The following is a 20633-nucleotide window of genomic DNA, read 5'->3' on the forward strand; positions in this document are numbered from 1 at the left end:
GGGCGCAAATCCAAACCATTCGAATGACGGGAAATGGCGATGAGCGACCAGACAAAAGACGAACGCGCGCCCGAGGATATTGAAACGGCCGAGGCCGAGCGCACGCAAGGCGGCATCGACGGCGACTATGAAGCGCTGGTGCGGCTGCTGAAGGAAAACGAGGAGCTGAAGGACCGCGCGCTGCGCGTCGCAGCCGAGATGGAGAATCTGCGCCGCCGCACCGCCCGCGACGTGCATGATGCGCGCGCCTATGCGGTGGCCAATTTCGCCCGCGACATGCTGTCGGTGTCGGACAATCTGCGCCGCGCACTCGATGCTATCCCCGCCGAGGCGAAAGCGGCCGGAGACGCCGGCTTCAAGGCGCTGATCGACGGCGTCGAGATCACCGAGCGCGCCATGCTGTCGACGCTGGAACGGCATGGGGTGAAGAAGCTTGAGCCGGAAGGTGAGAAGTTCGACCCGAATTTCCACCAGGCGATGTTCGAAGTGCCCAATCCCGATGTGCCGGCCAACACCGTCGTCCAGGTCGTGCAGCCGGGCTATTCGATCGGCGAGCGCGTGCTGCGGCCGGCCATGGTCGGGGTCGCCAAGGGCGGCCCCAAGATCGCGGCCACCGAAGCGCCGGTCGAGCCGGGGCCGGTGAACGAGCAGGCCGAGAAGGATGCGTGAGTAGGGTAGGCAGTAGGGAATAGGGAAGAGGGAATAGGGAAGAGGGAATAGGGAAGAGGGAAGAGGGAATAGGCAGGCGTATCAATCGCGCGGCTTCGTGTTATTCATACTTTCCCTAATTCCCAATCCCTACTACCTCATGTCCCTGACACCCATCGACCTCCTCGACTATGCCGGCGTCGCCGTCTTTGCCGCGACCGGGGCGTTGGCGGCTTCGCGCAAGCAGCTCGACATTATCGGCTTCCTGTTTCTGGCCAGCGTCACCGGCATTGGCGGCGGCACGCTTCGCGACGTCATCCTCAACCTGCCCGTCTTTTGGGTCGCCAACTCCGGCTATGTGCTGGTTTGCGCGGCGGTTGCGGTGCTGGTTTTCTTCATCGCTCACCGCGTCGAATCCCGCTGGAAATGGCTGCTCTGGCTCGACGCCATCGGATTGGCGGCCTTTTCCATAATGGGCGCGGCCAAGGGGCTGGCCATCACCGGCTCGCCGGTCGTCTCCGTTGTTATGGGCGTGCTGACCGCTACGTTCGGCGGCATCCTGCGCGATCTGCTGGCCGGCGAGCCATCGGTGCTGCTCAGGCCCGAAATCTACGTCACCGCCGCACTCGCGGGCGCCGGCCTCTACACACTTGGCGATCTCGCCGGCCTGCCGCCGCTGGCCTCGGATGTCGCCGGCTTCGCCGCGGCTTTCCTGGTGCGCGGCGGCGCGCTGAAATTCGGCTGGACCTTTCCGTCCTACAAGAGCCGCCCGGGACGGCGACCGGAGGATATTCCATAGGGAGAGGGATTAGTGAGTAGGGAATAGTCGGTAGTCAGCAATTCGCGGCAGCCTTCACTACTGCCTACTGCCTACTGCCTACTGCCTCACGCCGCAAAGCGCTGCGCTTCCCCGCCATAATAGTTGACGTAGCGGGCGCCGATTTCCTTGACCGGCATCACCACGAACACATCGACGGTGGAGAACTCACGGTCGATGACGCAGCCGTCGCCGATGCGGGCGCCGACGCGCAGATAGCCCTTGACCAACGGCGGCATGGCCGCAATCGCCGCCTTGGCGTTGACCGCCTCGATCGGCATCAGGTCCATCGAGCAATAGCGCCCGGAGACCGCCCGCACATCCCAGGCGGAGTTGGTCCGGCAGTGATGGGCAAGGTAGGTGAGCGCCTCGGCATGCGCAGCCGGCACCGTGCCAGGGAACGAGGCACAACCGGTCATCACGCCGATCTCATAGTGGTTGATGTAGGCCCAGATGCCTTGCCACAGCGCCTCGATGGTGCGCTTCGAGCGGTATTCCGGCAGCACGCAGGAGCGGCCGAGCTCAAGGAAGCGCTGGCCGGGATGGCGGGCGATCAGCTTGGTCAGCTCGAACTCGCCTTCGGAATAGAAGCCGCCGGCGGTCGCGGCAATCTCTTGCCGCAGCAGGCGGTAAGTGCCGACGATGCGGCGATGCTCGGGGCCGGAGATCGAAGTGTCCAGCACGAGGAGATGGTCGCACAGCGGGTCGAAGCGGTCGGCGTCGCGCCGGTCCTGCGCCTGGAACAGGTCCTTCCTGGCGCCAAGCTCGTCATAAAACACCCGGTAGCGCACTTCCTGCGCGGCGGCGATCTCGGCCTCATTGCGGGCAAGCCGCACTTCGAGATTGCCGATACGGCCCAGCGGTGCGCCTGTTGCGACGGCATCGGCGTTCCGCGCGGCGAGCAAAGCGCCGCCTGCGCTGGGCCGAGTGTCACATTCCGGCATAACTGTGTGCACGAGTGATTCTCCTTCGAGCCATCCCTCTTGGCACGGGGATACGGTGTAGGTGCAACAGGATTGTGACAGTACCGTGATACGGCGCGACGGGCAATACTTCGTCGGCTGGCGAAAACCCTCATTCGGCTACCTACGTGACGCGAGGATTGCGCCAATGTCGCCTTGAAGCGCGTCGCGCTGGGACGATTCACGCGACCCGCTTCAAGTCTTTGTTTTGTGCATGTCGTCTTCTCAAAACCGGGGCCATTTTTGAGCGACATGAATTCAGGCGGCCACCTGGCCCTCGACGGCATGGACCAGCGCGTCGGGATCGAGCGGCTTGGTGACAAAGCCGCTGGCGCCATGGGCGAGCACGGTGTGGCGGGTCTTTTCCTGGCTGTCGGCCGAAAGCACCATGATCGGAACCGGCGGCACAGCCATTTCCTCCTCGTGGCGGCGGATGGCGGCGATCGCGTCCAGCCCGTCCATGACCGGCATGTGTAAATCCATCAGCACCACATCGAAGCGATTTTTCAGCCCGGCCTCGGTCACCGCCTCGACCGCGGCCTTGCCATTGCCGACCACTTTCACGCGATGTCCCGCCTTCAAAAGCGTGGCGCGGGCAAGCATGGCGTTGATGTCGTTGTCTTCGGCGATCAGCACCGACAAACCTTGCTGGCGCCCGCCATGGGCACGAAGCGAGGACGCGCGGGTCTTTTCCGGCTTGGGCGGCGGCAAGGCAGGGGCATGACTGGTCAGCAGCACGCGCAGCAGGGTTTCGCCGCGCACCGGCCTCGCCAGGAAGGTGGCGTAGCCGCTGGTGCGGAATTCGCCAAGCATGCCGCGGTCGGTCGGCGCGATCAGCGTGATCGCCTCGCAATCGGCAAAGCCACTCTGGCGCAGGCGCTTGAGCAGTCTGCCGTCGCCGTCCTCCAGGGCCGCGTCGATCAACAGCACATCGCAATGTTCGCCGAAGGGCGTCGCCTGGGAAGCGGTTGCGGCGACGTCGACGGCGCCGCCATGGGCGCGGATGGTGCGGGCGATGGCGTCGGCCTCGACGGCGTTCTTCGACACGATCACGGCGCGCCGGCCGGCCAGGATGTTCTGCCGGCTCTGCGGTGCTTCGGTTGCTCCTGCCGCCGGGATCTCGAAGACGAATTCCGATCCCTCGCCAAGCCGGCTCGACACCGAAATGGCACCGCCCATGGCGGCGACCAGGCGCCTCGATATGGCCAGACCGAGGCCGGCGCCGCCATGGGTGCGGGTCGAGGTGCCGTCGGACTGTTCGAACTCCTCGAAGATGCGCTCCATATCCTCTTCGCGCAGGCCAGGGCCGGTGTCGGCGACGGTGAAGCAGATGCGCTCGCTGGTCTCGGTGCGGGCCCGTGCAACCGAAACCAGCACGCCGCCGGTGTCGGTGAACTTGATCGCATTGCCGATCAGGTTGAGCAGCACCTGCCTGACTCTTCCCGGATCGGCCATGATCATCTGTGGCACGTCGGGCTCGACATGACAGCCGAGGCCGATGTTCTTGGCGAAGGCTTTCGCCGCCATCAGTTCGATGATGTTGTCGGCAATTTCACGCAACGATGTCGGCTGCGGTTCCGGGTCGAAGCGGCCGGCCTCGATCTTGGAATAGTCGAGCAGGTCTTCGATGAGCGCCAAAAGCGCGCTGGCCGAGGTCGAGATGGCGCCGACATAGGTGCGCTGCTCGGGCGACAGATTGGTGTCAGCCAGAAGCTTGGCCATGCCCATGATGCCGTTCATCGGCGTGCGGATCTCATGGCTGACGGTGGCGAGGAAGCGCGACTTGGCCTGGCTGGCATATTCGGCGCGCTCGCGCGCGGTGATCAGCGAGGATTCGGCGCGTTTGCGCGCGGTGATGTCGCGGGCAATCGCCCGGTGCGAGACGGCGCCGCTATCCTTGTCGCGTACCGACAGTTCGATCCACGAGAACCAGCGCGGACCGTTCGGGGTGCGTATGGAGACGTCGGTGGAACTCAGGCATTCATGATCGGAAAAGGCGGCGTCGGGGACGATGCCGACATCGATGCCGTGTTCGGCGAGGGTCCTCCCGGCAAGGTCGCGTTGGTCGGTTCCGACGAGGCTGGCGAAAACCTTGTTGGCGTAGACGATGTGGCCGTCGCGGTCGCGGTGGACGACGAGATCGCCGAGCGCATCGATCAGCCCGCGAAAACGCTCCTCGCTCTCCTGCATCTCCCACATGCGGTCGGCCAGCGTCTCGATCTCGGCGCGGCTGCGGGCCGCGGTTTCGTCGAGCAAGGCCGCCGCGCGGCGGACGGTGCGCCGGCTGCGCAGGTGCATGGCGACGCCGGCAAGGCCTGTCGCCAGCAAGCCAAGGGTGATGAAGATCGGAGCGCCGGTGAGGTGGGAGAGGCCCGCCAGCACGACACTGGCGACCACCGTCAGGAACGGCAGGCCCTCGGACGTGGCGCGCGGCAAATCCGGCGCCAGAGGCGGCGGCGCAACACGCTGCCGCTTCGCCGTCGCCGGACTCGGCCCGTCGACGCTTTCGGCACGGCTCTTCTCTTTCCTGGCGGACTCCGCGATCATGCGGAACTCCTTGCCAGATAGAGATTATGGAAAAGCGCGGCGGATCGTTCGAATTTTAGCGGTCATGCATTTTTGGCGGTTTTCCGCATCGCCTGATCTTTTCCGAAACCTGATTCCCTTTCGGGATCATGCTTCGGGAGCCTCACATATCGACAACCACGCGGCCCCTGATCTTGCCCTCGACGATGTCATGGGCGGCGGTGATGATGCCGTCGAAGCCGATGGTCGTCGACAGGCCGGCGAGCTTCTTGAGATCAAGATCGCTGCCGATGCGGCGCCAGGCTTCCAGCCGCACAGCCTTTGGCGCCGTCACTGAATCGATGCCGAGCAGCGAGACGCCGCGCAGGATGAAAGGGGCGACGCTCGACGGCAGATCCATGCCACTCGCCAGGCCGCAGGCGGCGACCGCGCCGCCATAGGCGGTCATCGACAGCACATTGGCCAGCGTGTGGCTGCCGACGGCATCGATGCCGCCGGCCCAGCGCTCCTTGGCCAGCGGCTTGGCCGGCTGGGAGAGTTCCTCGCGCGAAATCACTTCGGCGGCACCGAGGTCGATCAGATAGGAGCTTTCGGCGTTGCGGCCGGTCGAGGCGATGACGTGATAGCCAAGGCTGGACAGGATCGAGACCGCGACCGACCCAACGCCGCCGGCTGCACCCGTCACCACCACCGGGCCGCGATCCGGCAGGATGCCGTGCCGCTCCAGCGCCATGACGCTAAGCATGGCCGTATAGCCGGCGGTGCCGACCGCCATCGCATCGTGCGCGCTGATGCCGTCGGGCAACGGCACCAGCCAGTCGCCGTTGACGCGCGCGCGCCCGGCATAGGCGCCGAAATGCGTCTCGCCGACGCCCCAGCCATTGAGGATGACCTTGTCGCCCTTGCGCCAGTCGGCATGCGATGAGGAGAGGACGGTTCCGGCGAAATCGATGCCCGGCACCAGCGGCCAGCGGCGGATCACTGGCGCTTTCCCAGTGATGGCCAGCCCGTCCTTGTAGTTGACCGTCGTCGCCTCGACCGCGACAGTTACGTCGCCTTCCATCAGATCGGCTTCGCCGAAATCGACGATCTCGACCGATTGCTTCTTTTCGGCGTCGCGCGAAACGAGGATGGCTTTGAAGGTTTCAGGCATCTCTTCTCCTCGGCTTCGCAAAGGCTGGCGGTCGGCATTGGCTGGCTCTGGCCGAACTGTGCGGCGACCGTCCGGCGAGGTCAATTGGTCAAAAGAGTCGGGCCGTCAGGCTTCTGGGCCTTGCGGCTTGGCCTCGCGCCGCCAGCCGATGAACTCGTCGAAGACGACCAGCGCCGCGCCGACCGAAATGAAGGCATCGGCAAGGTTGAAGACGGCGAAGGACCATACCGGCGTGTGGAACAATATATAGTCGATGACGTGGCCGTAGACGGCGCGGTCGATCAGATTGCCGATCGCGCCGCCGATGATCAGGGCAAAGCCGATGCGGGCCAGCACATGGCCGGAGGGCGTGCGCGTCGCCAGATAAAGCACGAAGGCAACGACCACGACCGCGATGACGACCAGGCCGGTGTCGCCGAAGGACGAGAACATCGAGAAGGCGATGCCGGTATTGTAGGTGCGAAACAGCGCCAGGAATGGCACCAGGTCGAGCTTTTCCTGGAAGACGAGGCCGGTCTCGATCAGATGCTTTATCCACTGGTCGAGCGCGATTGCCACCACCACCAGCAGCGCATAGGGAGACCATGATTTCACGATGTGGCGTCCTCGGGGGCAAGTTTCAGCGCGCCGCGCCGGATCTCGAACAGCATGATTCCGGTGGCGACCGCCAAATTGAGTGAATCGGCGCGGCCGGCCTGCGGAATCCGCAGCAGCCGGTCGCAGCTTTCCGCCAGATTGTCGGGCAGGCCCTGCTGCTCATTGCCCATCATCAAGAGCACCGGTCCTCGGGAGAAATCGACCGAGCGGTAGTCGACCGCACCCTTCAGATGGGTGCCGACCACCAGGCCCGAGAAGCTGTTTCGCCAAGCCAGAAATGCTTCCGGCGTCGCCTTGGTCACCGGCACGGCGAAGATCGAGCCCATGGTGGCGCGCACGGTCTCGACAGAAAAAGGATCGGTAGTCTCGCCGACCAGGATGACGCCCTTGGCGCCGACGGCATCGACGGTGCGGATGACGGTGCCGAGATTGCCGGGATCGCGCACCCGGTCGAGCGCCACCCAGACGTCGCCGTCGTGAGCGCGGATGTCTCTTAGCGGCAGCAGTTTTTGCCGGAAGACGCCGACCACCATTTGCGGATTGTCACGGCGGGTGATGGCGACCAGCACTTTTTCGGACACTTCGAGCACGGTGCCGCCGGCGGCAACCGTGCGCGCCGCCACCTTTTCGACCGCCGCATTGCCGCGTCCGGCCTTGGCGAAAACCAGCGTCCTGATCGACCAGCCGAGGTCGAGGGCGTCGATGACCAGCTTCAGCCCTTCGGCCATGAAGGCGTTCTGCTGGTCGCGGAATTTCTTCTGGGCGAGCGCCTTGATGTCCTTGATCAGCGGATTGGCAAGGCTGGTGACTTCCTTGACCTGCCCGGGCGCACCTGCGTGCCGCTCATTCATTCGGGACTCCCGGGCATTCAGGTCTCCCGGGCATTCAGGCCACCCAGCGCGAAAACAGCGATGTCGACAGCGCCCGCCCGGCGGACTGCTCGCGGATGATCAGTTCGCCTGATTCAACCGTGCCGCCCATGCCGGCAAAGGTGTCGCGCATCAAGGCATGGATGGCGAAGAAGGAGGCGCGGATGGAATAGGCGGTCAGCACTATGGCGGCCGGTTTCGGCGTCAGGATCGCGCGGCAAAGGTCGGTCAGGCCGGGCAGGTCCTCGAACAACTGCCAGACCTCGCCCTTGGGGCCGCGGCCATAGGCGGGCGGGTCGAACAGGATGATGTCGTAGCGGCTGCCGCGGCGCTCTTCGCGCTCGGCGAATTTCACAGCATCGTCGACGATCCAGCGGATCGGCTTGCTGCCGAGACCGGCCATTTCCTGGTTTTCGCGCGCCCAGCCGACCGCCTTCTTGGAGGCATCGACATGGGTGACCTCGGCACCGGCGCGGGCGGCTACGAGAGACGCGAGCCCGGTATAGCCGAACAGGTTCAGCACCTTGACCGGGCGGTTGGCCGCCGCGATCAGGCTGGCCATATGGTCCCAGTGCGAAGCCTGCTCGGGGAAGACGCCGACATGGCGAAACGAGGTGAAGCGGCCGAGATAGTCGATGCCGTCATGCCTCATCGGCCAGGTCTCGCCCAGCGGCACCTTCGGAAAACGCCAGCGGCCGATGCCTTCTTCGTCGGTATCGCCGGTGAAGATGGCGTCGGCTCGGTCCCAGTCCCTGGCGGGCAAGGCCTTTTGCCAGATCGCCTGTCCCTCGGGCCGCACGATGCGGTAGGGGCCGTATTGTTCGAGCTTTTCGCCGGCGCCGCTGTCGAGCAGTGCATAATCCTGATTTGGCGCAACTTCGAGGATCACCGGCAGGCGCTCAGTGGGCAGGACGCCTTCGCGACGCGCCAGGATACGGGGGGCGGGCTTCGGATCAGACCGGTCGTCCGGTTTTGTTTCGTGGCGTTGCTGTCTGGCTTCGGGTCGGACTGGTACGGTGCCCGGCTGCGGCCGCGCCTGTTCGGTCCTGCCCTTTGCGGGCGGACGGTTGTCGCGGCGTTTGTCGCGAAAGGACTTCAAGCAGGAGCGTCTCCGGAGGCGGCAGGCCGCTTTTGACATAGGGTCACCGGCTGCGCAAACAAAATGGTCCAGCGTGCGAATGTCTGAGGTGGTGGACCTCGCTGAGGAAACAGGCAAATCTGGAATCATGTCCCGTTCCGAACGCCTGCTCGACTTGATCCAGATCCTGCGCCGGCATCGCCGGCCGGTGAGCGGTCGCACGCTTGCCGGCGAGATGGACGTTTCGATCCGAACGCTCTACCGCGACATTGCCACGCTGCAGGGGCAAGGCGCGCCGATCGAGGGCGAGGCTGGGCTGGGCTATGTGCTGAAACCCGGCTTCATGCTGCCGCCGCTGATGTTCACCGACGAGGAGATCGAGGCCATCGTTCTGGGATCGCGTTGGGTTGCCAGACAACCGGACAAGCGGCTGTCGGCCGCCGCCACCGACGCGCTGGCCAAGATCGCCGCTGTGCTGCCGGATGATCTGCGCGAGGACCTCGATGCGACCGCGCTTTTGGTCGGGCCGCACGGCGATGCTGTCGAAAGCATCGACCTTGGCCTGGTGCGCCAGGCGATCCGCAACGAGAGAAAACTCGGCTTTCTTTACCGCGACGCCGGCGGCGCCGCCTCCGAGCGCTTGATCTGGCCATTCGCGCTCGGCTTTTTCGACAAGGTGCGGGTGGTGGTGGCCTGGTGCGAGACGCGGCAGGATTTCAGACATTTTCGCGCCGACCGGATGTCGGGGCTCAACACCACGGATATCCGCTATCCGCGTCGTCGGCAGGCGCTGCTGAAGGAATGGCGCGCGACGCTGGACGCACCGAAGCGCCAGCCCGGCGCTTAATGCTCCTTTCTACGCCCTCGCAAGCCGCTGCTGCCAGAATCTGACAGTGGGGTCACCTATGCTCCTCCAATCGAAACCCTGGAGAGCAGACATGAACACCCCCAATTTCGTCATCCTTTATGTCGACAGCCCGGAGCGGAGCGGCGCCTTCTACGGTGCGCTGCTGGGACGCCAGCCGGTGGAGACGTCGCCGACCTTCGTGCTGTTCGTGCTCGACAATGGCTTCAAGCTCGGCCTGTGGTCGCGCCACACCGTGGAGCCGGCGGCCGCAGCCGCGGGCGGCGGTGCGGAGCTCGTCTTCGCGTTGGACCGGCCTGATGCGGTGGACGCCGCTTACACGGACTGGGCAGGACGCGGCTTGACCATCCTGCAGACGCCGACCGACATGGACTTCGGCCGCACCTTCGTTGCGCTCGATCCCGACAAGCACCGGCTGCGCGTCTACTGGCTGAACGACGGAGAACAGGCCAATGGGGAACAGGCCAATGGAGAACAGAAATGAGTGCGCACTGGATCGCTGTCGCTTCCGCCGAACATGTCCGGCGCGGCCGCGAGGCCGGCTTCATGCAGGTCAACCACGGCAAGGCGGCACCTTTGCGCCGCATCAAGCCCGGCGACGGCATCATCTACTACTCGCCGACCACAATTCTGCGCGAGAAGGACGGCCTGCAGGCTTTCACGGCAATCGGCACCGTGCGCGAAGGCGAGCCTTACCAGGGCGACATGGGCGGTGGCTTCACGCCGTTCCGCAGGGATGTCGAATGGGCCAAGGCCGAGGAGGCGCCGATCAAGCCGCTGCTCGAGCAGCTCGACTTCACCGCGGGCAAATCGAACTGGGGTTATCAACTGCGCTTTGGCCTGTTCGAAATTACGGCGCATGATTTCGCGCTGATCGCCGAGGCGATGGGCGCTGCCATGAAGGCCGACTGACCGGCCATTCCTACCATGAGAGGTAGCGGCAGCTTCCGAGACATTCGAGATGCTCTGCCGTTGCCCCAAAGCGGCGGATCGCCGGGAACTTTAGCCGACGTTGTTTCCTGACCGCAGGAAGCGGCGTGGACTCAAGCCGATAGCGCTACGAAACATGTAGGTAAACGCGCTTGGGGATTCGTACCCGAGATCGAATGCAACAGAACTGATTTTCTTGCCAGCAGAGAGCTGTGAGATGGCCTGGAGAATGCGGGCGTGTCTTAGCCACCGCGAAGGCGGCATTCCGGTTTCGGCTATGAACAGGCGTTCAATGGTCTTGCGGCTGGCCGAAGCGCCGGTGAGCCATTCATCAACAGAGACAATCGAACCCGGATCGTCCATGGCGGAATGCGCCAGATCGGAAATCCGCTTGTCTTTGGGCATCGCGATTGAAAGCGGCACATCCCTTGCCGCCAAAATTTCGTGAAAAAGCAGTTCGTGTAGAGCTGCCTCATGCGGTTTTGGGAGACTTGAGGAGTTGTTGTCTGGAATCGCGTGCATCAGAGCATGAAGAAGCGGCGTCATTTGCACGATACGGGGCGCTGCGCCCAACTTACCTGACTCCGCGCGGTTGACGTCGACATAAAGAATTTCGTTGCCCGTAACATATCGCAGCCAGTGTTCCACATCTGGCGGTATCCACACTGCCATGGCTGGGCTTAGCAAGAGAACGCGGTTGCGCGTGCCAACGTATATCGATCCGCGAATGGCGGAAAAGAACTGCCCGAAATCATGAGTGTGCCAGCCGAGATCCTGGCCAATCTCTTGGCTTTCGATTTCGCGGATATATCGAGGATGCGCTCCTGGATGCATCATCTTGTAACAACCAGCGGTTTGACGAATCCTAGATATTCATAAACGTATCATCGACATTAAGACACAACGATATCTCCTAAGCTGGCCGCCCGCGCTGATAAACGTACGGAGAGCAGCAGCCATGGTCGCCACGAGAACGCATGAAGTCGATGCCCCGGATTGGGCTGCTATCGTGATAGTCATACTGAGCGTTACAGCTTTTGCGGTTGCCCAAGGCCTGACGTTTCCGCTCATCTCTCTTGTGCTGGAAAGAAGGGGCGTGGCCGGAAGCCTGATAGGGCTAAATGCCGCTGCCTACGCGACCGGAGCTATCGTCGCCGTCCTGTGGATTGATCAGCTCACAGCTCGGTTTCGCGGAAACAGGCTGATCGTAGCGGCCCTGTTTATCTGCTCGATCAGCTTGGCGACATTCGCGACAATTGACTATTTGCCTATCTGGTTCATAGCGCGCTTCTTGATCGGCTTCTGCGCGAGCTTGATCTCGATTCTAAGCGGAGCGTGGCTAAATACTGCGAGTCCCGACCGGATACGTGGGCGTATCTCCGGATTCTACGGAGCGGGCATGTGCGCTGGCTTTGCCATCGGACCATTGGCCATTCCGCTTGTCGGCACGTCTAACGGTTCTGCTTTTGCCTTGGTGGCCGGTTACATTGCATTGATTGGCTTTGCTTGCGCAGCCTTTACCGGCAGTACCCGCACATCGCCTGAACGCGCGCCGGCAGGCGCGCTGCTCCGATTTATCAGCGCCGCACCCATTCTGGTTCTGATAGAATTGGCCTTCGGCTTTGCCGATATTGCCGCGATTTCAGGCATGGCGGTCTACTTCGTTCGCGTCGGCCACTCCGAAGCTTTCGCAGCATATGCCATTACCGTGCTGTCACTTCCCACCGCGTTTGCCCAGCCTCTGGTCGGATGGTTGCTGGACAAGACATCGCGTGCCGGTGTGACGATCTGCTGCGGCCTTTTAGGAGCGGTCGCGTTCCTGGCAATCCCGTTTTTGCAATCCGAGGCCGCTATCCTGGTGGTGTTCGCTATAATCGGCGTTGCAACATTCGCCTTGAGCACTTGTGCCCTCACAATCTTGGGCGAGCGCTTCGAGGGCGGGATGCTAGTAGCCGGAACTGCCAGCTTTTCTTTGGCCTACTCCATAGGCAGCGTTATGGGATCGACTGGAACCGGGTCACTCATGGACTGGATTTCGCCAAGAGCCGTACCAATAAGCGTTGGGTTGGGTCTCCTCGCTTTCACAATTCTAGTTTCTTTCAAACGCCCGTAGATTTGTCGGTCACCACTGACGTACGCGAAGCGGCGATTTGGCCCGAAAGCCGCCGTTCCGCTTCCCCACGCTTCTCAGTCGCTTGGTCTCCTACGCCTAATGTTTGGATGGGACCAAGGCGCGGGCAGCGCGGAAGCGGTCAGGAAGTTTGGTCTCAGGAACGGCGCCGGCGCCGGTGCAGGCAGACGCTACTGCTTGAGCGCGCTGTAGACGGCAATGCCGGCGGCAAGGTCCTCAAGCGCGGCGCCGACCGACTTGAACAGCGTGACCTCAGTGGGGCTCTGCCGGCCCTGTTTTTCCCCGCGCGCCAGCTCATGCAGATCGGCGACGATGGCTTCCGGCTTCAGCACGCCGGAGGCGAGCGGCTGGACGATGTCGCCGGCTTCCTTGGTGGCGCCGGCGCGGGTGTCGACATAGACGCGGGCGCGCGCGATCGCGTCGTCGTCGCTCTCGCGCATGGTCGGCGTGAAGCCGCCGACCAGATCGACATGCGCGCCCGGCTTGAGCAGCGCACCCTTGACCAGCGGCGTCGTCGTGATCGTCGCCGATGAGACGATGTCGGCCTCGGCGAGTTCGGCGTCGAGATCGCTTGCGGCCTCGGCGTTGAAACCGTCCGCGCGCAAATCAGCCGCGACCTTTTCGGCATTGGCGGGCGTGCGGTTCCAGATGCGGATGGTCTTGATCGGCCGCACCGCGGAGTGCGCCTTGGCGAGGAACGGCGACAGGGCGCCGGCGCCGACCACCAGAAGCCGCGATGCGTCCTCGCAGGCGAGATAGGAGGCCGCCAGCGCCGAGGCGCAAGCGGTGCGCCACTGTGTCAGCCGTTGGCCGTCGATCAGCGCTTCGGGCTCGCCGGTGGAGCCGTTGAGCAGGAGGTAGAGCCCCATCACCGCCGGTTTGCCGATGGCGTTGTTGTCGGGCGATACGGTGACGATCTTGACGCCGATATGACCCCCGACCGATGTGCCGGCCGCATGGAAGTCGGTCCACGCCGGCATCAAAAGCAGCGTGGATGTGGCACCGTCGGGCCGCTCGACCCCGTGATGATGGCGGACGGGTTGCACAGCACCCTCGCGGAAGGCCGCGCGCAATGTCTCGACCAGCCCGGGAAAGGTCAGCGCCTGGTCGACAGCGTCGGCCGAAATGGTCAGCATGCAAAACTCCGCGAAGGTAAAAGCGCCGGCTTCAGGCCGTTGACTTCGGCAGCGCCGGCCCGGTGGCCGCGCCCTGCTGCACGGCGGGTATACGGCTGACCGCCTGGCGCAAATTCTCGGCCTCGACCCCGCGCTGGCGCGCCAGCTTGCGGTAGCGGCCCTGCTTGACCCAGGTCGCCAGGCTGCCGACGACCATGCCGATGGCGAGCGCCACGAACAGGAAGATGAACAGCGGCAAGGTCAGCGTCAGTTTCGGATTGCCGGGGTTGAACGGGTCGAGCGTGAAGGCGACCAGCTCGCGGTTGGCGACGGCCAGCGCGATCAGGATGACGGCGAGCGGCACGAAGACCACGATAAGTATGAAGCGGTTCAACATAGAGATTCCCTGGAGAAGGCAGGCCTTGATAAGGTCGGCGCGTGGTCCGCGCCTACTTGCCGCCATTCAGCCTTTCACGCAATTCCTTGCCGGTCTTGAAGAACGGCACCCACTTCTCCTCGACCTCTACGGATTCGCCGGTGCGCGGGTTGCGGCCGGTGCGGGCAGGGCGATTTTTCACCGAAAAAGCGCCGAAGCCACGCAACTCGACCCGATTGCCTTCCGCCAGGGCATCGGTGATCTCGTCGAAGATCGCTCCCACGATGTTTTCGACGTCGCGCAGGAAAAGATGCGGGTTGCGCGTGGCAATGATCTGCACAAGCTCGGATTTGATCATTAGAAAGGTCCCCGTGAAAGCGCTGCGGTCAAATTATCAGGATGATTTTATTTGCTTTTTTACTCGCCCCAACCGGCAGATCAAGGGTGCCAGACGGAAACGAGACCGTCAAGAAACAAGCGATCCGCGCCAATTTCGTGAAGCACGTCGCTGCCGGCCTCCGACAGGCCGAGCGCGCTGCCGACGCTGCGCGCTATTGCTTTCGAGAACAGGAAGCCGCCACGCCGCTCGGTGTCCTTCCATTCCACCACCTTGAGCTTGGCGTCGACACCCTTGGTCGCCAGCCAGTCGATCGCCACGCTCTCGCCGCCGACAGCGTCGATCAGACCGTTGGCAAGGCCCTGGCGGCCGGTGAAGATCGAGCCGTCGGCAAGGGCCAGTGCCTGATCGCGGGTCATTTTGCGGCGCTCGGCGACGATGCCGACGAACCAGTCATAGCTGTCGAGGATGAGCTTGCGGACCATGGCTCGCTCGTCTTCATTGGTCGGCTTGAAGGGCGAGGGCGATGCCTTCAGCGGCGAGGATTTCACTTCCTCGAGCTTGATGCCGACCTTGTCCATCAGACCGCTGACATCGGGATACTGGATGAGCACACCGATCGAGCCGACGATCGACGTCTTGCGGGCAACGATATGGTCGCTGGCACTGGCGATCATGTAGCCGGCCGATGCGGCCAGCGTGCCGACCTCGGCCACCACCGGCTTGTCGGCGGCAAGCTTGCGCACCTCCTCGTAGATCGATTCGCCGCCGACCGTGGTGCCGCCGGGCGAATCGATCGCCAGGATGACGCCCTTGACCTGCGAGGATGTGCGGATGGTTTCCAGCCGCTTGATCAGTTCCTCGTCCTCGGTGATGGTGCCTTCGATCCTGACCTTGGCGATGTGGTCGACGGAAGAACCGCCGAGGTCGCCCCCATAGAACCAGCTTGCAAGCGCAATCACCCCAAGGGCCACGATGGCAATGGCGGCGCCGCGCCAGAAGGTCAGCTTGCGCCGCAAGCGGCGGCGGTCGATCAGGTCGTCGGCTCTCAGTGCCATGGTCTGCCTCACAGTCGGTGGGAAGCGATGCTTTTAAAGCAAGCGTCCGCGCCCGGCTACCTCTTCCTCAAGAGCCTGCGACGAAGCGACCTTCACGACGGAGGCATTTCAGGAAAAAATGACGCGGCGCGTTCGTTTCTGCTATGAAGTGACGAAATTGTGTCGCCTGAGTTCCGTCTGTAAAACAGCGGCCGTCACATTTTTGCGGTTTTCCTCCGCTTGTGCTTGCTTGCGGGGGCCGGCAACCCACCTATAGCAGGTGTTTTGGCGGACAAGGGTTTATTAGAAGTCAGTCATGCTTGCGCGATCGAACGAACCGACCAATGCCGATGCGGCCTTGGCGCCCACGGCGCCAGCGGGCACGCGCGGCGACGCCTTCGACCGCGCCCAGCGCCACTCGCGCCGCGTGCGCGTGCTTAAGTTTGCCGTGCCGGTGCTTGCCGCCGGGATCGCGGTTGCGTTTCCGGTCTATTCCTATCTGGCGGCGCCGATCAACATTTCGATACAGGCAGACGGCACCGCTTTCGCGGATGGCAAGCTGGTGATGGCCAATCCGAAGCTCAACGGCTTCACCAAGGACAAGCTGCCCTATTCGCTGACGGCCTTGCGCGCCATCCAGGATGTCGGCAAGCAGGACATCATCGAACTCGAAGGCATCCATGCCAAATTGCCGCTGACGGCCGACAATGTGGCGACCGTCGACGCCAAGCGCGGGATCTACAACAGAAACGCCAACACGATGGACATGACCAGCGACGTTACCGTCACCACCACCGACGGCGTCGCTGCCATCTTCAAATCGGTCTTCCTCGATATGGGCAAAGGCTCTATGAAGACAGGTGATGCGGTCGATGTCAGCCGTAACGGCTCGCGGATCACCGCGGGTTCAATGTCGGTCGAAGACAATGGCAAGGTCATCGTTTTCGAGAACAAGGTAAGCGTTCACATCGATCCGGCCACTATGAAGGCGGCAGAGGCAAAGAGCGGAGAAACGAATGCGTCCCAGTAATTCGGCACGGCTAGTCGCCGCAGCTTCGGCCTTGCTGTTGCTGGGTATGGCGCCGTCCTGGGCTCAGTCCAGCGCCAGCAGCCAGTCCGGGCTCAAACTGTCGGGCGACCAGCCGATCCAGATCGAGAGCGACAAACTTGAGGTCCGCCAGGCCGACAGCATGGCGCTGTTCAGCGGCAACGTCACCGTCACGCAAGGGCCAACGCTGCTCAAGGCCGGCAGCATGGAGGTCTACTACGTCAAGGACCCCAACGCCGCCAAAGGTGCTGCCGCCGGCGCTTCGGCGATGACCGGTTCGGCCAATATCGACCATCTGGTGGTCAAGAACAAAGTCTACATCAAGTCGAATGACCAGATCGCCACCGGCGACAACGCCACGTTCGACATGAAGACGCAGGTGCTAGTTCTGTCGGGCAAGGAGGTCGTCTTGTCCCAAGGACCCAACGTCCTTAAGGGCTGCAAGCTCACCGTGCAGATGAAAAGCGGCCTTGCTCAGGTCGATGGCTGCGGCGGGCGCGTCATCATGTCGATGACGCCGCCACCGAAATCCGAGGCCCCGAAGCCCGAATGACTGGCGTGTCTTCGCTGCTGACCCGCCTTCCGGGACGGGCGGCCAGTAAACTTGCAGCACCGGCCACAGTCACCGTTGATTCCTCGAAGTTCAAGGGCACCCTGATCGCCAAGGGTCTGACCAAGAGCTACAAGGGCCGCAAGGTGGTCAGCGGTGTCACCATCGGCGTGCGCGCCGGCGAGGCTGTCGGGCTGCTCGGGCCGAACGGCGCCGGCAAGACCACCTGTTTCTACATGGTCACCGGCTTGGTGCCGGTCGATGAGGGCACGATCGAGATCGACGGTTTCGACGTCACCTCGATGCCGATGTACCGCCGCGCCCGCCTCGGCATCGGCTATTTGCCGCAGGAAGCCTCGATCTTCCGCGGCCTGAATGTCGAGCAGAACATCCGCGCCGTGCTCGAAGTGGTTGAGAAGGACCGCAAGGTGCGCGAGCGCAATCTCGACGAACTGCTCGAGGAATTTCACATCAGCCATCTGCGGAAGTCGCCGTCCATGTCGCTGTCGGGTGGCGAGCGGCGGCGTCTTGAGATCGCCCGAGCTTTGGCGACGCGCCCGGCCTACATGCTGCTCGACGAGCCGTTCGCCGGCATCGACCCGATTGCCGTCGCCGACATCCAGCAGTTGGTTCGTCATCTAACGGCGCGCGGCATCGGCGTGCTGATTACCGACCACAATGTGCGCGAAACGCTCGGCCTCATCGACCGCGCCTACATCATCCATGCCGGCCAGGTGCTGACTCATGGCCGTGCCGACGAGGTGGTGGCGAACCCCGATGTGCGCCGGCTCTACCTCGGCGAAGGTTTCACGCTCTGAGCGTGAAATTTGTTTCCTGACGTGATTTTTGCCGCCCCGCCGGGCTTTTTTCTCCGATTTTGCGTGAGATAATGCTTCGGTAGGGGCCTTTTGCCATCGTTCGCCTTGACAAGCAAAAGCCGGGCCAGTTTCTATGGAAGGTCGGGAAAATTCATTTTCCGGCAGCTTCTGATGTGTAGGCTTCCGGGTGCAGAAGGGCGTTTGAAACCGAACCATGGCGTTGGCGGCGAAACTACAGCTACGACAATCCCAGTCGCTGGTGATGACGCCGCAGCTGATGCAGTCGATCAGGCTGTTGCAGCTCACCCATGTCGAGCTCGACCACTTCATCGACGACGAGATCGAGCGCAACCCGCTGCTGGAGCGCGCCGAGCCCCAGGATGACGCCGCAAGCGACCAGGTGCAGAAGGGCGATGCCGCTCCTGAGCCTGCCGCCGATGGCGACTGGTTCGAAAACGACACGGCGTGGAGCGCCGAAGCGATCTCCGACAAGCTCGACAGCTCGCTGGAAAATCTGTTCCCCGACGATCCCGGCACCAGCGAGCGGCTCGGTCCGGACCTGACGGCGCAGTGGAAGTCGGCCACCGGCAATAGTTCGTCCGGTTCTTCCGAAGGCTTCGACGTCGGCGACATGGCAGCCGCGGCGATCACGCTGCGCCAGCATGTCGGCGAGCAGATCGCGCTTGCCTTTGCCGATCCGGCCGCAAGGCTGATCGCAGCCGAACTGGCCGACGGCCTGGACGAGGCCGGCTATCTGCGCGCCGATCCCGCCGAGATCGCCAAACGGCTCGGCGCCGATCAGGCGATGGTGGCCAATGTGCTGGCAGCCTGCCACACATTCGAGCCGGTCGGCCTGTTTGCGCGCGACCTTGCCGAATGCCTGTCGCTGCAGCTTGCCATGCGCGATCGTCTCGATCCGGCGATGAAGACGCTGATCGGCAACCTAGAACTCCTGGCGCGGCGCGATTTCCAGACGCTGAAGCGGCTTTGCGGGGTCGACGAGGAGGATCTCCTCGACATGTTGGCCGAAATCCGCGCGCTCGACCCGCGCCCGGGCATGGCGTTTTCAGGAGGCGCCAGCGACGCCATCGTCGCTGATGTCGAAGTCCGCGCCGCCAATGACGGCAGCTGGACGGTCGAGCTCAATGCCGAGACGCTGCCGCGCGTGCTGGTCGATCACATCTATTTCGCCCAGGTCTCGCCGCATGCGAAGAATCAGGCGGAGAAGGATTTCCTGGCCGAATGCCTGCAGAATGCCAACTGGCTGACGCGCAGTCTCGACCAGCGGGCAAAGACGATCCTGAAAGTGGCGTCGGAGATCGTGCGCCAGCAGGACGCTTTTCTCGTCCATGGCGTGCGCCAGCTCAGGCCGCTCAACCTGCGCACGGTGGCCGATGCCATCGGCATGCATGAATCGACCGTCAGCCGGGTGACGGCCAACAAATACATGCTGACGCCGCGCGGCGTGTTCGAGCTGCGTTATTTCTTCACGGCCTCGATCGCGGCGTCGGGCGGCGGTGATGCGCATTCCTCGGAAGCGGTGCGCGACCGCATCAAGCAGCTGATCGACGAGGAAAAGCCCGCCGATGTGCTGTCCGATGACGCAATCGTCGACATGTTGAAGGAAAGCGGCGTCGATATTGCCCGGCGCACGGTGGCCAAGTACCGGGAGGGTATGAATATTCCCTCGTCGGTGCAGCGGCGGCGTGAAAAGCGCGCTCTGGCGAGCGCGGGGCGCTAGGTCTGCTTGCCCGGCAGGGCTTTTGCTATGGCTGGATTCCACAACTTTCCGACCTCAAAGCGCATCGCGCTGAAACGGATTCATACGACGCGCTTTAAGTCTTTGTTTTGATGCATGTCGTTGTCCCAGAACCGCAGCGCACTTCTGGGCGACATGCATTAATTGACAAGCTGCAATGAAGTGTCTAGAAGCCCGCCCGCATGAGACGGGCTCGCGGCCCGCATGCGGATGGTCCGTCACGATGAAGGCCACGGGACGGCCAAGAAGGCGGATTGTGATCAACCGGAAAGTTCGGATCTAAAATCGGCGCGAGTTGACGCCGCAAAGCTTGTGCGCACGGATCACGAGTATAAACTCTGGCCAGTTTGAAGCCTGAGCAAGGAAGGTCAGTTTTCAGATGAAATTGCGCATATCGGGTAAACACATGGATATCGGCGATGCGCTGCGTACGCGCATTACCGATCGTGTCGGCGAGGCGATTGGAAAATATTTCGATCGCGGTTTTTCAGGGCACGTCACGGTCATCAAATCGGGGTCGCGTTACTCGGCCGATTGCATGATCAGGCTGGATTCCGGCGCTTCGCTGCAGGCAACCGGCGATTCCCAGGATCCGACACTTGCCTTCGAGGCGGCCGCGGACCGCCTCGAAACCAGGCTGCGGCGCTACAAACGCCGTCTGAAATCGCACAATTCAGGCAATGGAAATGGTGAAATCACCGACATCGCCTATACGGTGATGGCGCCGCTGACCGATGACGATGAGGACATTCCGGAGGACTACGCCCCGGCCATCGTCGCCGAATCAACCATGACGCTGCAGACCATGTCGGTGGCGTCGGCGGTTATCGAACTCGACACCAAGGACAGCCCGGTTTTCGTATTCCGCAACGCCGGAAACGACCACCTCAACATCGTCTATCGGCGGCCGGACGGAAATATCGGCTGGATCGACCCGTCGACGACCAAAGTCGCACAGGCGTGACGACAACGAAAATGGTCGCACAGGTGACGACAATGGTCGCACAGGGATAATAG

The 20633-nt window shown here is 63.0% G+C and carries 22 protein-coding genes; 11 read left to right on the top strand and 11 right to left on the bottom strand.

What is annotated here, in order from left to right; genetic code table 11:
* Positions 1–39: 39 nt before the first annotated feature.
* Together grpE and NKJ78_RS24890 are read left to right on the top strand one after the other, a co-directional pair.
* Complete coding sequence (gene grpE, locus NKJ78_RS24885; protein ID WP_023691975.1) at positions 40–669, top strand: nucleotide exchange factor GrpE; 630 nt, start codon at positions 40–42, stop codon at positions 667–669.
* Positions 670–814: 145 nt separating this feature from the next.
* Positions 815–1447, top strand: coding sequence for a trimeric intracellular cation channel family protein (locus NKJ78_RS24890; RefSeq protein ID WP_023737534.1), 633 nt, complete (start codon positions 815–817; stop codon positions 1445–1447).
* A gap of 86 nt (positions 1448–1533) precedes the next feature.
* Here NKJ78_RS24890 and olsB read toward each other — a convergent pair whose 3' ends face one another.
* From olsB to NKJ78_RS24920, 6 genes are all read right to left on the bottom strand, one after another.
* Complete coding sequence (gene olsB / locus NKJ78_RS24895) at positions 1534–2409, bottom strand: l-ornithine N(alpha)-acyltransferase (RefSeq protein WP_023683057.1); 876 nt, start codon at positions 2407–2409, stop codon at positions 1534–1536.
* Positions 2410–2685: 276 nt separating this feature from the next.
* Entirely contained in the window at positions 2686–4974 is a 2289-nt protein-coding gene (locus NKJ78_RS24900) for a response regulator (protein WP_023737535.1), read from the bottom strand.
* Between the two features lie 142 nt (positions 4975–5116).
* Positions 5117–6106 carry an acrylyl-CoA reductase (NADPH) gene (acuI, locus tag NKJ78_RS24905; protein WP_023737536.1) on the bottom strand — a complete coding sequence of 330 codons (990 nt, stop codon included), beginning with the start codon at positions 6104–6106 and terminating at the stop codon, positions 5117–5119.
* Positions 6107–6211: 105 nt separating this feature from the next.
* On the bottom strand, positions 6212–6700 hold the full coding sequence (lspA, locus tag NKJ78_RS24910) for a signal peptidase II (RefSeq protein WP_023669760.1): 489 nt from the start codon (positions 6698–6700) through the stop codon (positions 6212–6214).
* Complete coding sequence (locus NKJ78_RS24915; RefSeq protein ID WP_023683061.1) at positions 6697–7554, bottom strand: TrmH family RNA methyltransferase; 858 nt, start codon at positions 7552–7554, stop codon at positions 6697–6699. Before NKJ78_RS24915 ends, lspA begins: the two co-directional genes overlap by 4 nt.
* A gap of 34 nt (positions 7555–7588) precedes the next feature.
* Positions 7589–8671: an RsmD family RNA methyltransferase gene (locus NKJ78_RS24920; RefSeq protein ID WP_352460465.1), complete on the bottom strand. Its 1083-nt coding sequence runs from the start codon at positions 8669–8671 to the stop codon at positions 7589–7591.
* 127 nt (positions 8672–8798) lie between these two features.
* Here NKJ78_RS24920 and NKJ78_RS24925 point away from each other — a divergent pair, with 127 nt between their 5' ends.
* The 3 genes from NKJ78_RS24925 to NKJ78_RS24935 all read left to right on the top strand — a co-directional run bounded on the left by NKJ78_RS24925 (position 8799) and on the right by NKJ78_RS24935 (position 10427).
* A complete protein-coding gene (locus NKJ78_RS24925) occupies positions 8799–9497 on the top strand; it encodes a helix-turn-helix transcriptional regulator (RefSeq protein WP_023700107.1) in 699 nt (232 codons plus the stop codon).
* 91 nt (positions 9498–9588) lie between these two features.
* On the top strand, positions 9589–9999 hold the full coding sequence (locus NKJ78_RS24930) for a VOC family protein (RefSeq protein WP_352460466.1): 411 nt from the start codon (positions 9589–9591) through the stop codon (positions 9997–9999).
* The gene (locus NKJ78_RS24935) at positions 9996–10427 is read left to right on the top strand and encodes an EVE domain-containing protein (RefSeq protein ID WP_023698201.1); all 432 of its coding nucleotides are present in this window, start codon (positions 9996–9998) and stop codon (positions 10425–10427) included. The genes NKJ78_RS24930 and NKJ78_RS24935 overlap by 4 nt, the downstream gene beginning before the upstream one ends.
* A gap of 90 nt (positions 10428–10517) precedes the next feature.
* Here the strand turns inward: NKJ78_RS24935 and NKJ78_RS24940 are convergent, their stop codons facing one another.
* The gene (locus NKJ78_RS24940; protein WP_352460467.1) at positions 10518–11282 is read right to left on the bottom strand and encodes an AraC family transcriptional regulator; all 765 of its coding nucleotides are present in this window, start codon (positions 11280–11282) and stop codon (positions 10518–10520) included.
* 121 nt (positions 11283–11403) lie between these two features.
* On the opposite strand from NKJ78_RS24940, the gene NKJ78_RS24945 reads away from it, so the two are divergent.
* Positions 11404–12558, top strand: coding sequence for an MFS transporter (locus NKJ78_RS24945; RefSeq protein ID WP_352460468.1), 1155 nt, complete (start codon positions 11404–11406; stop codon positions 12556–12558).
* A 188-nt stretch (positions 12559–12746) separates the two neighbouring features.
* On the opposite strand, the gene lhpI is transcribed toward NKJ78_RS24945, so the two are convergent.
* The 4 genes from lhpI to sppA form a co-directional block, all read right to left on the bottom strand.
* Entirely contained in the window at positions 12747–13712 is a 966-nt protein-coding gene (gene lhpI / locus NKJ78_RS24950; protein WP_352460469.1) for a bifunctional Delta(1)-pyrroline-2-carboxylate/Delta(1)-piperideine-2-carboxylate reductase, read from the bottom strand.
* A 31-nt stretch (positions 13713–13743) separates the two neighbouring features.
* Entirely contained in the window at positions 13744–14088 is a 345-nt protein-coding gene (locus tag NKJ78_RS24955) for a DUF1049 domain-containing protein (protein ID WP_352460470.1), read from the bottom strand.
* A gap of 52 nt (positions 14089–14140) precedes the next feature.
* On the bottom strand, positions 14141–14425 hold the full coding sequence (locus tag NKJ78_RS24960) for an integration host factor subunit beta (protein ID WP_006200394.1): 285 nt from the start codon (positions 14423–14425) through the stop codon (positions 14141–14143).
* Positions 14426–14505: 80 nt separating this feature from the next.
* Entirely contained in the window at positions 14506–15462 is a 957-nt protein-coding gene (gene sppA / locus NKJ78_RS24965) for a signal peptide peptidase SppA (protein ID WP_023698204.1), read from the bottom strand.
* A 295-nt stretch (positions 15463–15757) separates the two neighbouring features.
* Here sppA and lptC point away from each other — a divergent pair, with 295 nt between their 5' ends.
* The 5 genes from lptC (at position 15758) to hpf (ending at position 20580) form a co-directional block, all read left to right on the top strand.
* Positions 15758–16471 (top strand): LPS export ABC transporter periplasmic protein LptC, encoded by a 714-nt coding sequence (gene lptC / locus NKJ78_RS24970; protein WP_023669748.1) that lies wholly within the window; start codon positions 15758–15760, stop codon positions 16469–16471.
* Entirely contained in the window at positions 16458–17042 is a 585-nt protein-coding gene (locus tag NKJ78_RS24975; protein WP_023683069.1) for an LptA/OstA family protein, read from the top strand. The genes lptC and NKJ78_RS24975 overlap by 14 nt, the downstream gene beginning before the upstream one ends.
* Positions 17039–17857, top strand: coding sequence for an LPS export ABC transporter ATP-binding protein (gene lptB / locus NKJ78_RS24980; protein ID WP_023669746.1), 819 nt, complete (start codon positions 17039–17041; stop codon positions 17855–17857). The genes NKJ78_RS24975 and lptB overlap by 4 nt, the downstream gene beginning before the upstream one ends.
* Before the next feature lie 214 nt (positions 17858–18071).
* On the top strand, positions 18072–19598 hold the full coding sequence (gene rpoN / locus NKJ78_RS24985) for an RNA polymerase factor sigma-54 (protein ID WP_352460471.1): 1527 nt from the start codon (positions 18072–18074) through the stop codon (positions 19596–19598).
* 397 nt (positions 19599–19995) lie between these two features.
* Complete coding sequence (gene hpf, locus NKJ78_RS24990; protein WP_023751408.1) at positions 19996–20580, top strand: ribosome hibernation-promoting factor, HPF/YfiA family; 585 nt, start codon at positions 19996–19998, stop codon at positions 20578–20580.
* Positions 20581–20633: the final 53 nt, after the last annotated feature.

The sequence above is a fragment of the Mesorhizobium sp. M0037 genome (genome assembly GCF_040323635.1).
Taxonomy (GTDB): domain Bacteria; phylum Pseudomonadota; class Alphaproteobacteria; order Rhizobiales; family Rhizobiaceae; genus Mesorhizobium.

Bases quoted from the DNA above. Each gene is read 5' to 3' on its own strand.
- lptC (WP_023669748.1), top strand. From the start codon at position 15,758: ATGCTTGCGCGATCGAACGAACCGACCAATGCCGATGCGGCCTTGGCG.
- NKJ78_RS24975 (WP_023683069.1), top strand. From the start codon at position 16,458: ATGCGTCCCAGTAATTCGGCACGGCTAGTCGCCGCAGCTTCGGCCTTG.
- NKJ78_RS24960 (WP_006200394.1), bottom strand. From the start codon at position 14,425: ATGATCAAATCCGAGCTTGTGCAGATCATTGCCACGCGCAACCCGCAT.
- grpE (WP_023691975.1), top strand. From the start codon at position 40: ATGAGCGACCAGACAAAAGACGAACGCGCGCCCGAGGATATTGAAACG.
- NKJ78_RS24925 (WP_023700107.1), top strand. From the start codon at position 8,799: ATGTCCCGTTCCGAACGCCTGCTCGACTTGATCCAGATCCTGCGCCGG.
- NKJ78_RS24945 (WP_352460468.1), top strand. From the start codon at position 11,404: ATGGTCGCCACGAGAACGCATGAAGTCGATGCCCCGGATTGGGCTGCT.
- lhpI (WP_352460469.1), bottom strand. From the start codon at position 13,712: ATGCTGACCATTTCGGCCGACGCTGTCGACCAGGCGCTGACCTTTCCC.
- rpoN (WP_352460471.1), top strand. From the start codon at position 18,072: ATGGCGTTGGCGGCGAAACTACAGCTACGACAATCCCAGTCGCTGGTG.
- NKJ78_RS24955 (WP_352460470.1), bottom strand. From the start codon at position 14,088: ATGTTGAACCGCTTCATACTTATCGTGGTCTTCGTGCCGCTCGCCGTC.
- sppA (WP_023698204.1), bottom strand. From the start codon at position 15,462: ATGGCACTGAGAGCCGACGACCTGATCGACCGCCGCCGCTTGCGGCGC.
- NKJ78_RS24915 (WP_023683061.1), bottom strand. From the start codon at position 7,554: ATGAATGAGCGGCACGCAGGTGCGCCCGGGCAGGTCAAGGAAGTCACC.
- NKJ78_RS24940 (WP_352460467.1), bottom strand. From the start codon at position 11,282: ATGATGCATCCAGGAGCGCATCCTCGATATATCCGCGAAATCGAAAGC.
- NKJ78_RS24930 (WP_352460466.1), top strand. From the start codon at position 9,589: ATGAACACCCCCAATTTCGTCATCCTTTATGTCGACAGCCCGGAGCGG.
- NKJ78_RS24900 (WP_023737535.1), bottom strand. From the start codon at position 4,974: ATGATCGCGGAGTCCGCCAGGAAAGAGAAGAGCCGTGCCGAAAGCGTC.
- acuI (WP_023737536.1), bottom strand. From the start codon at position 6,106: ATGCCTGAAACCTTCAAAGCCATCCTCGTTTCGCGCGACGCCGAAAAG.
- NKJ78_RS24935 (WP_023698201.1), top strand. From the start codon at position 9,996: ATGAGTGCGCACTGGATCGCTGTCGCTTCCGCCGAACATGTCCGGCGC.
- lptB (WP_023669746.1), top strand. From the start codon at position 17,039: ATGACTGGCGTGTCTTCGCTGCTGACCCGCCTTCCGGGACGGGCGGCC.
- olsB (WP_023683057.1), bottom strand. From the start codon at position 2,409: ATGCCGGAATGTGACACTCGGCCCAGCGCAGGCGGCGCTTTGCTCGCC.
- hpf (WP_023751408.1), top strand. From the start codon at position 19,996: ATGAAATTGCGCATATCGGGTAAACACATGGATATCGGCGATGCGCTG.